This window comes from Flavobacterium frigoris (assembly GCF_900111075.1).
GTDB classification, from domain to species: Bacteria; Bacteroidota; Bacteroidia; order Flavobacteriales; family Flavobacteriaceae; genus Flavobacterium; species Flavobacterium frigoris.
In genome coordinates, this window is the sequence record NZ_FOFZ01000015.1 from 67,653 (window position 1) to 79,900 (window position 12,248).

A 12,248-nucleotide genomic window follows, 5' to 3' on the forward strand; every position below is an offset into this window, starting at 1 on the left:
ACACTAGCTCTTGACATACACTATACAAAACTAGCCCAGATCGAAACGGCATCCTTTTGTTTCGTTTCTTAACGAAACAAAAGATATAGTGAAGAGCTGGAATAGCTTCAAATAAAAATAGTAATTTTACACGATGGAAGCACCATTAGCAGAACGCATACGTCCGCAAAAACTAGAAGATTACATCAGTCAATCCCATCTTGTGGGGCCAAATGGTTCATTGACGCAACAAATAGCAAAAGGAATCATCCCTTCGCTAATACTATGGGGACCACCGGGAACGGGGAAAACGACCTTAGCACAAATCATTGCGCAAGAATCAAAACGTCCTTTTTATATTTTAAGCGCCATCAATTCAGGGGTGAAGGATATTCGGGATGTCATCGAAAAAGCGAAACAGAGCGGCGGTCTTTTCACTACTAAGAATCCGATTTTATTTATAGATGAAATTCATCGTTTTAGCAAATCACAACAAGATTCTTTATTAGCCGCCGTTGAAAAAGGATGGATCACGTTAATAGGTGCTACAACCGAAAACCCGAGCTTTGAGGTTATTCCTGCCTTATTATCGCGCTGCCAAGTATATATTTTAAATGCTTTTACAAAGGACGATTTAGAGTCTTTATTACAACGCGCTTTGAAAACGGATATTTTTATGGCGTCTAAAAACATTAAATTAAAGGAAACAGAGGCGCTATTGCGACTTTCTGGCGGCGACGGACGTAAGTTATTGAATATATTTGAACTGGTCGTAAATGCCTCCGCTGAGAATGATATCATCATAACCAATGACAGGGTTTTTGAACTGGTACAGCAAAATACCGTTCTATATGACAAAAGTGGCGAACAACATTATGATCTCGTTTCGGCATTTATAAAATCAATTCGGGGAAGTGATCCTAATGGAGCTGTTTATTGGCTCGCCAGAATGATAGAAGGTGGAGAAGACGTCAAATTCATAGCCAGACGTATGCTTATTCTATCAAGTGAAGATATTGGAAACGCAAACCCTACTGCTTTTATAATGGCTAACAATACTTTTCAAGCAGTTGCAACAATTGGCTACCCAGAAAGCCGAATCATCCTAAGCCAATGTGCGGTTTATTTAGCTACTTCTCCAAAAAGTAACGCTTCTTATCTAGCCATTGGAACTGCCCAACAACTCGTTAAACAGACTGGTGACCTACCCGTTCCTATCCATTTGCGAAATGCACCTACTAAACTAATGAAAGAATTAGGATATGGTGACGAGTATAAATATTCGCATGATTTTGCTAATAATTTTGCCGATCAGGAATTTTTACCTGATGCCGTCAAAAATACTCCCATATATGTTCCTGGTAACAATTCCAGAGAAAACACAACCAGAGAATTTTTAAAAAACCGTTGGAAAGACAAATATGGTTATTAATGAAAAAAGTTCTAAGAAGTACCACTTAGATGTACTTCTTAGAACCTTATTTATTTGATTTTAAATGTATTTAAAATTTAACTGGGATTTTTTCTGAAATTAAATTTTCATCTTTATAATATTGAAAAAGCCACTCTGCACCTTTAGCAATTAAAACTCCCTGATCTTCCCCTTTCTTAGCAATATAGCAACTAGGACTCGATGTTTTAAACACTTTCATGACCACTTTTGGCGTACTATCTACTAATTGATATCCATTAACGATGGGCTGCGCGTATAGGTATTTGACTCCTGTATCTGATTGATTTTCCTTACCACCAACAGCAACTTCCTCTACTGCCACTGCTCTTCCTTCGATTACTTCTTCTACGATTGATTTAACTACGGCCTTCGATGCAGCTTTACTGTCATTATATTTATAATTTAAAGCTTGTAAAGAAGCAAAAGCCTGATTTAAGCATTCTGCATAAGCCGCTTCATAATCTTTTTCTCTGCTTTTTCCGGTAACTGATTGAAAAATGATTTTTCCATTGCAGTCTTTTAAAGTAATGAAAAGTTTAGTAACTAAAAAACCACTTTCTTTTTCCAAATCAAAATACAACAAATCACATCTTTCGCTAAACCCCTTTGGCGTTGTTTCATTGCTATAAAAAGCTTCAAAACCAGCTTTCTTTAAATTGAATTTTGACAAGGTTGTAAGACGGTACTGATTTTCTGATTTCATAAAATCATATTTCAAAGGCACAATAACCGCTTTGTAATCATTCACAGATTGAGCGAAAGAGCACACTGTAACAAATAATGCAATAAAAAGAATATACTTTTTCATAATTATAAATATTTTTTTAGCTCTAATAAATGGTTAACTTGCTTGATATCATCACCAACCTGCGTCTTATTTTCATTAAAAAAGATAGCATCTAGTCCCATATCTAGAGCTCCTTGTATATCTGCATCCAGAGAATCGCCAATCATGATGCTATTTTCTTTTTTGGCTTTGGCCAAATCTAATGCGTATTCAAAAATAATAGGATTTGGCTTCTTAACTCCGGCCATTTCAGAATTTGTAACGGTATGAAAATAGTCATGCAACTTAGAATTTTTGATTTTTCTATGTTGCACATCTGCAAAACCATTAGTGATGATGTGCAGCTTATAATTTTCATTTAAATAGTTCAAAATTTCAAAAGTCCCATCAAACAAATGGTTATTCTCTGGTAATAATTGAATATACTCCTCGGCAATACTTTCAATTTGCGCATCAGAAACGGAATAGTTGATTGCATCAAAAGAATGCTTCAATCTATTGTAACGCAATTCCTCATGCGAGATTTTATCGTATTGGTACAACTTCCAGCACGCCTGATTTATGGGCACGTATTTTTCAATGAATATCTTAATTTCTACTTCGGGGTGATTTCTTTGAAAGATCCCTTCAAAGGTCATCTCTGAATTTTTATCAAAGTCCCAAAGTGTATGATCTAAGTCAAAAAAGACATCTTTTATATTCGTAATTTTCATTATACTTTTTTTTTAAAATATTCCTTCGTCAACAAAACTAAAATAACCAAAATCAGTCACTATTAAATGATCCAATACTTTTATTTCTAGGCTGTCTCCGGCAGTTCTTAACTTCTTGGTAATTTGCTTATCTGCTTCACTTGGCACCAAAGTACCTGACGGATGGTTGTGACATAGTATTAGTCCAGTTGCTCCCATTTCAAGTGCTGTTTTAAAAACCAATCGTACATCAACCAAAGTTCCTGTTATTCCACCTTTACTCAATTGCGCTTTTGATAAAATCTTATTTGAATTATTCAAATAAACGATCCAAAATTCCTCATGCGGCAATTCACCAATTATAGGCTGCATAATCTCGAAAATCATTTTACTAGAAGTAATTTTAATCAATTCGACCGCATCTTCTGACCTTCTTCTCCTCCCTAATTCTAAAGCGGCAATAATAGAAATGGCTTTGGCCTCCCCTATCCCTTTAAAATTCATTAATTGAGAAATAGACAACTTCCCTAATGCATTCAGATTATTGTCCACACTCTTTAAAATCCTTTTACTTAAATCTACCGCCGTTTCATTCCGACTTCCAGAACCAATTAAAATAGCGATTAATTCGGCATCACTCAGCGCACTTTTGCCTTTCAGCATTAGCTTTTCACGTGGTTTATCGTCTTCAGACCAATTCGTAATAGGGAAAAAAGCGTTTTCAGACATTGGCTAATTCTTTAAATTTGTTTCCGCATGCAAATACTATTTTTCAAACCCACATAAGGCTCATAATTATCAACTATTGCATAACCACATTTCTCATACATACCAATAGCTTCTGTTTGTTTGTATAAGGTTTCTAAAACTGAAAAAGAAAAACCCAACTCCACACCCAATAGTTCCAGTTCCCGCAAGATATTTTGGGAAAAACCCTTACCTCTAGCTTCTGGCAAAACAAACATACGCTTTATTTCAATTGTATTTTCGTTCTTTTTCTTGAAACACCCACAAGCAACTGCCTTATTATCAATATATATAACCACTACATTAGGATTGATTTCTAAAATGTTATTTCCCCAGTAATCCCATTTTAGCTCGGGATACCGTTCCCATAGACTTTCATCTAATACTGCTACTAAACTTATGAAATCTGTATTTTCACTGGTCGTTCTACTGATTCTTATGTCATTCTTCATTTGTAGTACCTTGAAAAATTACTCAATCAGTTCTTTTACCTCCTCAAAATTCAATCCACCATAATTTCCTGAACTCATCAATAGCAATGCTGAATTATCCAGATTCAAATTAAATAAATAGTCTTTAAAATCTTTTGGATTTGTATAGATAATCAAGTCTTTTCTATTAAAAGCTTGTGCAATTTGATCATAAGTCACTTCTTCCAATTGTTTGATTTTTACCGCATCAGGAGAATAAAAAACGACGGCTACATCTGCAAATTCTAATGCACCTTCGTATTCTTTTAAAAATTCTGAATTCAAACTACTGTAGGTATGCAATTCTAAACAAGCTACTAATGTTCTATCTGGGTATTGTTCTTTTACCGCTTTAGTCGTAGCGGCCACCTTACTCGGCGAATGGGCAAAATCTTTATAGGCTACTGCAGTTTTACTTTCAGCAATTTTTTCTAATCGTTTTGAAGCTCCTTTAAAACTAGCAATCGCTTCATAGAAATCAGCTTCATCAACGCCCATATTTTGGCAAATCCATTTGGCTCCAGCCAAATTATTTAGATTATGAGCCCCAAAAACTTCAATAGGCATATCTCCCTCGGGAGTTTCTAATAAAGTCGTTCCGTTCTCCACTTTATAATTTGGAGTTGTATAGGGTAATCTTCGAGTTGGGTTTATCGCTGCTTCAGCTACACGCTTCACTTCTGCATCGTCTTCATTGTAAACTAAAATACCGCCACGGGTAATTTTTTCGACAAATATCTCAAACTGCTCTACATAGTTCTCATACGTAGGAAAGACATTGATATGATCCCATGCGATTCCTGATATCAATGCGATGTTTGGTTGGTACAAATGGAATTTTGGTCTTCTATCAATTGGCGAAGACAAATACTCATCTCCTTCTAAAACGATAAAATCATTTTCTTCGGTAAGATGAACCATCGTATCAAAACCTTCTAATTGTGCCCCTACCATATAATCAACAGCAATATCATGGTAATGCATCACATGAAGAATCATCGATGTTATGGTTGTTTTACCATGAGAACCCCCTATAACTACACGTGTTTTGTTTTTGGATTGTTCATATAAAAACTCAGGATAGGAATAAATTTTAAGTCCTAATTCCTGTGCTTTCAATAACTCTGGGTTATCCGCTTTAGCGTGCATTCCCAAAATTACTGCTTCAATATCATTTGTGATTTTTTCTGGAAACCAACCCAATTCAGCTGGTAAAATTCCTTTTTTATCGAGACGTGATTTAGAGGGTTCAAAGATCGCATCGTCACTTCCTGTTACTTTATATCCTTTGTTGTGCAATGCTAATGCTAGGTTGTGCATAGCACTCCCTCCTATGGCGATGAAATGTGTTCTCATTTATATTAATTCGATTATGCGTTTGTACTTTAATTTAATCAGATAAAATATTATTTACTGATCTAATTTCTCTTCTTTAAGTCTTCTAAGGTTATTCTGGCTCTTTCCGGTTGATTCATCTTATTTTTATATAAGTCAGCGAGCATTTGATAGCTTCTTACAGAGCCCCCAATAGCAATTGCTTTTTTGTATTGTAACTCTGCTGAATGATATCTTTTATAATATTCTTCGATACGGCCTCTTGACATATAACCATCAATTGGCGACAACTTCAACAATTCATTCGAATATCGTATAGCCTTACCTTCACTTCCTCCCACAATCCTTGGCAATTTCATGTACAATTCAACCAAAGCCCATCTGGAATCAATATGTCCTGGGTCCAGTTTTATTGCTTTTTCGAATGATTCTCTAATCTCGTCGATCATTCCAAGCGCTCTAAATTTATTTACTTCCAAAGCACGCATCCCAGTTGCACCTCCATATTTATAAAAATAATTTGCCTCCGTAGGCTTTAAATCCTTCAGTTTTTCATAATAACGGATTGCTTCTTCCCACGACTTACGACTTCCTGCGATATCGCCCAAATACTCAATTATTTTTAAATTAGTTGGATCCGTTTTTAACAATACTTCAAAAATGGGTTGCGCCTGTTCGTACTTCTCCTCTTTGAATAATTTTTCTGCTTTGTCAAAATTAGATTGCGACCAAATCATCATTGGAAAGAATAAAAAGAGTAATACAATTTGTTTCATTTTTCAAAAATAAGGAAATTTTAAAGGATTAGAAAAGTTTTAACAAACTTATAAAAATAGGCTGCCCGAATTGAAATTGTAATGAAATGGAAAACTTAAAGCAATCCTAAGATAACATGGGGCATGTAAATTTACAACCGAAATCTGTCCTAATACAGATCTAAAAAACATTTCAATAACGCATACTTACCTAACCTGAAATTTTGATCTAATTTATTACAATAACGATATATGAAAATATTTTACGCAATTCAAGCTACCGGTAACGGACATATAAGTAGAGCTATACAACTGTACCCTTATTTAAAGAAATTCGGATCTGTAGACTTTCTTTTAAGTGGCAATAATGCAACTTTAGACATTGAGTTGCCTATAAAATTTAAAAGCAAAGGATGTAGCCTTCATTACAGCAAATGTGGCGGTCTCGATTACTGGGACATTGTAAAAAATATCAGACCTCGACAAATGTATAAAGAAGCTGATGCACTTCCTTTAAAAGCGTATGACGTCGTTATCAATGATTTTGATTCCATTACTTCCCTTGCCTGTAAATTACAAAATGTACACTCGGTACAATTTGGACATCAAGCCAGTTTTATTTCCAAAGAAACACCTAGACCGCAGAAAAAAAGTCTGATGGGGGAAATGATACTAAAACACTACGCTTCTTCGTCCAAAAATATTGGATTACACTTTAAAAAATACGACTCCTTTATCCTTCCGCCCATTATAAAAGACAATATAATAGAAGCTACACCTACAAATTTAAATCACATCACCGTCTACCTTCCCTCGTTTGACAAAGATTGTTTAGAAAAAGCGTTCAATAAAGTAAGCGACGTACAATTTCATTGGTTTCTCAGTGATGTTACAGTCACGCATACCATTGGCAATATCACGTATTACCCCGTACATCAAAAAAGCTTCAATAAAAGTTTAATAAGCTGCCACGGTATAATAACAGGTGGCGGATTTGAAACTCCGGCTGAGGCATTATACCTCGAGAAGAAAATACTTAGCATCCCCATAAGGAATCACTATGAACAAGAATGCAATGCCGCGGCATTAAAAAAACTGGGCGTTCCGGTTGTTTATGAGGTAGACGATGACTTTAATTTAATAATCGAGAACTGGCTAAACACTGAAACTTTACACCCTCAAATAAAAGCCAATAACATTCCAGAAACATTGCAATATCTATTTGACACTTACAAAGACTAAGAAACTCCCGACTACTTTTTATTTGGGGCTGTCCCGCTAAAAAGCGGGTCGGGCTATTCGCTACAATCTTTTTTAGGGCAAAAAAAGCCCTTAAAAAAGGATTTTCACTACTATCCCTCATCCAAAAAAAAAACCACTAACAAGTCAATACTTATTAGTGGTTTTTAATATAATCAGACTTTAGATTAATCATTCAACATTTTCCAAAGTTTGTCTTTCAATTCTGTTAATCCTTGCTGGGCAACAGAGGAAATAAACATATAAGGAATATCCTTGAAGGAAACGTCTAATTCTTCTTTGAGTTCTGCTTTTAGATCATCGTCCAGCATATCACATTTAGAGATAACAACCATACGTTCTTTATCAAGCATTTCTGGGTTGTACTTTGTTAGTTCGTTTACCAAAATATCATACTCTCCTTTAATATCTGGCGTATCCACAGGAACTAAGAATAATAGCGTTGAATTTCTTTCGATATGTCTCAAGAAATAATGTCCTAATCCTTTTCCTTCTGCAGCACCTTCTATAATCCCCGGAATATCTGCAATTACAAAAGATTGAAAATCTCTGTAGGCTACAATTCCAAGATTTGGTTTTAAAGTTGTAAACGGATAATCAGCAATTTTTGGTTTAGCTGATGTTAGAACAGACAATAGTGTTGATTTTCCTGCATTTGGGAAACCTACTAAACCTACATCTGCTAAAACTTTAAGCTCTAGAATTACGTCCATCTCCGTTCCTGGTAATCCAGGTTGCGAATATCTTGGCGTTTGGTTTGTAGAACTTCTAAAGTGCCAGTTTCCTAAACCTCCTTTACCCCCTCTGGACAAGACTTGTTTCTCTCCATCATCAGTGATTTCAAACAAGGTTTCACCAGTTTCTTTGTCTTTTACAACAGTACCTAAGGGCACTTCAATGAATTTATCTTCACCATCAGCTCCTGTACTTCTGTCCCCACTACCATCACCGCCGCTTCCAGCTTTGATATGACGTGCAAACTTAAGGTGAAATAAAGTCCAAAGTCCTTTGTTTCCTACTAGATATACGTGTCCCCCACGACCTCCATCACCTCCATCAGGACCTCCCTTTTCAATAAATTTCTCTCTATGTAAATGCGTAGATCCTTTTCCTCCTTTACCGGATGAAACAAATATTTTTACGTAATCTACAAAATTTCCCTCTGTCATCTTTTAAATATTCAATGTTGAGCTGCAGTATTCAGCACTTTTTTAACACTTTAAACACTGCAAACTATTTTATATTCGCAATGATTTCACCATTACTTTATCAATCTTTATGCCATCCATATCAATGACTTCTAACTCAAATTTTTGCCAAATTAGCTTCTCTCCTTGTTTTGGAATATGCGAGAGTTCCGTCATGATTAAACCACTAACGGTAGTTACATCATAATCCCCTACCAAATCATCCAATTCAAAATACGTAAGAAAATCATGTAACGAATAATGTCCGTCCACTAACCAAGTTCCGTCTTCTCTCTCTACCAACTGAAAATCATCTTTATAAAAATCAGATGCGTTTCCTACTAGTGCTTCCAGAATATCGTTTAAAGTGATTACCCCTTGAAAAACACCATATTCATCAGATACAAAGGCATAATGAATACCCGTTTTCTTAAACTTCTCCAGCGCTTTATAAGCAGTGGTATACTCCATCATAAAAGGAGCATCAGTCATAATATCTTTTAAATTAAAATCTTCATCATCTATATGAGCAAAGATATTTTTTAAGTTTACAACCCCTACAATATCATCATCATCCTTATCATAAACAGGATATATCGAGTGTAACTCCTCAAGCATGGCTTTCTTTACTTCGCTTTTTCCAGAATGCAACGGTATAAAAACAACTGATTTCCTGTGAGTCATCAATGAATTTATTTTTCGGTCACCAATATGAAAAACACGCTCTACAATGTCTTGTTCTATTTCTTGAACTTCTCCACCTTCAGTACCTTCTTTAATGATGGCTTTAATTTCCTCTTCGGTTACTTTACCATCTGCAGTCGGTCTTATTTGCAATACCCTTAATAAAAACTCTGTTGAATGCGTCAATAACCAAATAAATGGCGCCGTAACAATTGAAACATACTTCATAGGCATCGCTACTTTCTTAGCAATGGCTTCTGGATGGTTTAGCCCAATTCTTTTAGGAAGTAACTCCCCTAAAACCAATGAAAAAAAAGTTAATACTACTACTACAACTCCTACTGCTATAGAAGCGGCATACGGTTTCAATATTACAAAACCAGCGACGAATGTTTGTACATCTGTCGTTATTTTATCTCCACTATATATACCCGTAAGAATCCCTATTAGGGTTATTCCTATTTGTACAGTAGATAAAAATTTATTGGGAGCATTAGCCAAATCCAATGCGGCTTGAGCACTTTTACTCCCTTTTTTTGCTGATGTTTCTAATCTATTCTTTCTGGCAGATATCAATGCTATCTCCGACATGGAAAAAACTCCGTTCAATAGAATTAGAAAAAGTATTATTAGTATCTCCATATATTTTTTGGCACAGATGACAGTGAATCTCGCCTTTTAGGTCGAGAGTAGCGTACAGCGGGAAATGCCTCTTACAAATTATCAATAACGGTACTTAAACGCTCCGTAATTTCTTGAATACTTCCTATTCCGTTAACGGCATAAAACTTCCCTTGCTCATTGTAATACTGCATCAAAGGCGCTGTTTTTTCATTATATTCTTGGTAACGATTTCTAATTTTATCTTCATCCTGATCATCAATTCTTCCACTTGTTTTTCCTCTTTCGAGCAAACGTTGAATCAAAATTTCATCATCAGCTTCTAATGCTACCGTAGCAGTAACTTTAGAATTAATCGATTCCATAAACTCGTCTAAAGCAATAGCCTGTGAAATCGTTCTTGGATATCCATCAAATAAAATACCATTCGTATCTGGGTGTTTATTCACCTCATCAATAAGCATCTTAGTTGTCAATTCGTCAGGTACTAAATCTCCTGCATCCATAAAAACTCGGGCTTGTTTCCCTAACTCAGTATCGTTTTTTAAATTAAAACGAAAAACATCACCAGTAGAAATGTGAGTTAATTTATATTTTTCTTTCAAAAATTCTGCTTGAGTACCTTTTCCTGCTCCTGGTTTTCCAAATAAGACAATGTTGATCATAATGTGTGTTGAGTAGTTGTAGTTATTCTTTTAGTTTATATACTTCTGGTAAATTTCTTCCTAATCCATCATAATCAAGACCAAAACCTACTATAAATTTATTTGGAATTCTGATTCCAACATAATCGATTTTGATATCTTTTTTGTAAGCTTCCGGTTTAAAGAAAAGAGTTGCTATTTTAAAATGTTTTACATTTTGCGCTTTGAATAATTCTTTTAATTCCACCAATGTATTCCCCGTATCAACGATATCTTCGATAATAACAACAGAGCGTCCTGTCAAGTCTTGGTTCAAGCCGATTAGCTGTTTTACTTCATTTGTCGAAGAGGTTCCTTCATAAGAAGCCATTTTTAAAAAACTAACTTCGCATGGCTTTTTATAGGCTTTCATAAAGTCAGAAACAACCATGAAAGCACCATTTAAAACACCTACAAATACAGGAATTTCATCGCCAAAATCGGCTTCTACTTGCGCTGCCATTTTTGTTATTGCAAACTCTATTTCTTTAGCAGAAATAAACGGAACAAATTGTTTATCGTGAAGTTGAATCATTATTATCCTATTTAAAATAATTCGCAAATATAGGAATTTCTGAGTTGAGAATCCAGATTTAGAACCAGAAGAATACCGTACATTTGAAAATAATATGTTTTTTACCCTAAGATGAATAACGAACTTTATAAAAATATAGCCAATAGCTCTGCCTATCGGATCAGTAGAGACGAAAATGCCCAACACATTTTAGCCAATCCCGACTTATTTCCTGGTTTACTCGAACTGGCTTTAAACGTAGCCGACAAGAACCACCACAAAGCCTGTTGGATTCTAGAATTAGTTCTCGAAAAAGAACCCCATCTACTTACGAATCATCTTCCTCTATTTTGTCTTAGTCTTTTAAAATTTAGAAATAAAAGTGCCACACGTGCTGTTTCAAAAATTTGCATGTTCTTATGTACGCACCTTACTTTAACAAATACGCAAGAACAACAAATTACCGAAAGCTGCTTTGACTGGCTGATTAGCCAAGACCGCAAAGTAGCTACAAAAGCCTACTCCATTAGGGCTTTGTACGTACAAGGTAAAAAATACGATTGGATTTATCCTGAATTACGGCGCATTCTTATTGAAGACTACCACAAACATTCTGCTGCTTACAAAGCCGTTGCTAGAGAAATTTTGAAGAAAATAAAATAGGATTTTCCCTAACCATAGGGTATAAAAAGACGTTTAACCAACAAACACTACCCTGAGAAACTACTTCAAAAAAAGAGGCTGCCCGAATAAACAGGTAGCCTCTAAATATTTTTAAATAAAAACAAAAACTATTTCCAAAACAATCACTCGTTTAACACTTAAAATGAATTAGAAATTCTTTGGCGCGTTTCTAGCTTTACTTTGTTTTAAATAATAACACTTTGTTTATTGAAAATTCAATCCCAATGTTAAACCAAATGCAACAGGTTTAACAGTTGCATCTTTGTCCGTGCTATACAATCCGTTTGCTTTTCTATCAGTGGCTGATGTTGGATTATAACCTACAAAGGACTCATTTTGTTTTTGGTCAATGATTGATCCGTACCCGCTATCCAAAAACATCGCAGCATACAAAGCA

General features: G+C 35.2%; 14 protein-coding genes. 3 read left to right on the forward strand and 11 right to left on the reverse strand.

The features are described 5' to 3' along the window. The first annotated feature begins 133 nt into the window (after positions 1 to 133). Positions 134 to 1,411, forward strand: coding sequence for a replication-associated recombination protein A (locus tag BMW63_RS15395; RefSeq protein WP_074724354.1), 1,278 nt, complete (start codon positions 134 to 136; stop codon positions 1,409 to 1,411). 70 nt (positions 1,412 to 1,481) lie between these two features. On the opposite strand, the gene BMW63_RS15400 is transcribed toward BMW63_RS15395, so the two are convergent. The 6 genes from BMW63_RS15400 to BMW63_RS15425 all read right to left on the reverse strand — a co-directional run bounded on the left by BMW63_RS15400 (position 1,482) and on the right by BMW63_RS15425 (position 6,239). Continuing rightward, positions 1,482 to 2,240 carry a hypothetical protein gene (locus tag BMW63_RS15400; protein WP_074724355.1) on the reverse strand — a complete coding sequence of 253 codons (759 nt, stop codon included), beginning with the start codon at positions 2,238 to 2,240 and terminating at the stop codon, positions 1,482 to 1,484. A 2-nt stretch (positions 2,241 to 2,242) separates the two neighbouring features. Next, entirely contained in the window at positions 2,243 to 2,932 is a 690-nt protein-coding gene (locus tag BMW63_RS15405) for a YjjG family noncanonical pyrimidine nucleotidase (protein ID WP_074724356.1), read from the reverse strand. A 12-nt stretch (positions 2,933 to 2,944) separates the two neighbouring features. Further along, positions 2,945 to 3,640 (reverse strand): RadC family protein, encoded by a 696-nt coding sequence (gene radC / locus BMW63_RS15410; RefSeq protein WP_074724357.1) that lies wholly within the window; start codon positions 3,638 to 3,640, stop codon positions 2,945 to 2,947. 11 nt (positions 3,641 to 3,651) lie between these two features. Further along, positions 3,652 to 4,110, reverse strand: coding sequence for a GNAT family N-acetyltransferase (locus BMW63_RS15415; RefSeq protein WP_074724358.1), 459 nt, complete (start codon positions 4,108 to 4,110; stop codon positions 3,652 to 3,654). Between the two features lie 18 nt (positions 4,111 to 4,128). Then, complete coding sequence (locus BMW63_RS15420; protein ID WP_074724359.1) at positions 4,129 to 5,484, reverse strand: UDP-N-acetylmuramate--L-alanine ligase; 1,356 nt, start codon at positions 5,482 to 5,484, stop codon at positions 4,129 to 4,131. Positions 5,485 to 5,546: 62 nt separating this feature from the next. Further along, on the reverse strand, positions 5,547 to 6,239 hold the full coding sequence (locus BMW63_RS15425; RefSeq protein ID WP_074724360.1) for a tetratricopeptide repeat protein: 693 nt from the start codon (positions 6,237 to 6,239) through the stop codon (positions 5,547 to 5,549). A 231-nt stretch (positions 6,240 to 6,470) separates the two neighbouring features. Between BMW63_RS15425 and BMW63_RS15430 the strand changes: the two genes are divergently transcribed. Beyond that, positions 6,471 to 7,460: a glycosyltransferase family protein gene (locus BMW63_RS15430; protein ID WP_074724361.1), complete on the forward strand. Its 990-nt coding sequence runs from the start codon at positions 6,471 to 6,473 to the stop codon at positions 7,458 to 7,460. A gap of 185 nt (positions 7,461 to 7,645) precedes the next feature. On the opposite strand, the gene obgE is transcribed toward BMW63_RS15430, so the two are convergent. The 4 genes from obgE to hpt all read right to left on the reverse strand — a co-directional run bounded on the left by obgE (position 7,646) and on the right by hpt (position 11,188). Beyond that, complete coding sequence (gene obgE, locus BMW63_RS15435) at positions 7,646 to 8,647, reverse strand: GTPase ObgE (protein WP_074724362.1); 1,002 nt, start codon at positions 8,645 to 8,647, stop codon at positions 7,646 to 7,648. 69 nt (positions 8,648 to 8,716) lie between these two features. Beyond that, positions 8,717 to 9,940, reverse strand: a complete 1,224-nt coding sequence (locus BMW63_RS15440; protein WP_245744989.1) for a hemolysin family protein — start codon at positions 9,938 to 9,940, stop codon at positions 8,717 to 8,719. 122 nt (positions 9,941 to 10,062) lie between these two features. Next, positions 10,063 to 10,635, reverse strand: coding sequence for an adenylate kinase (locus BMW63_RS15445; RefSeq protein WP_074724364.1), 573 nt, complete (start codon positions 10,633 to 10,635; stop codon positions 10,063 to 10,065). A 22-nt stretch (positions 10,636 to 10,657) separates the two neighbouring features. Then, positions 10,658 to 11,188: a hypoxanthine phosphoribosyltransferase gene (gene hpt, locus BMW63_RS15450; RefSeq protein WP_074724365.1), complete on the reverse strand. Its 531-nt coding sequence runs from the start codon at positions 11,186 to 11,188 to the stop codon at positions 10,658 to 10,660. 111 nt (positions 11,189 to 11,299) lie between these two features. Here hpt and BMW63_RS15455 point away from each other — a divergent pair, with 111 nt between their 5' ends. Next, positions 11,300 to 11,830: a hypothetical protein gene (locus tag BMW63_RS15455; protein ID WP_074724366.1), complete on the forward strand. Its 531-nt coding sequence runs from the start codon at positions 11,300 to 11,302 to the stop codon at positions 11,828 to 11,830. A gap of 225 nt (positions 11,831 to 12,055) precedes the next feature. Here BMW63_RS15455 and BMW63_RS18205 read toward each other — a convergent pair. Next, positions 12,056 to 12,248: hypothetical protein (locus tag BMW63_RS18205; protein ID WP_175460302.1), on the reverse strand; the 193-nt coding region annotated here is incomplete at its 5' end.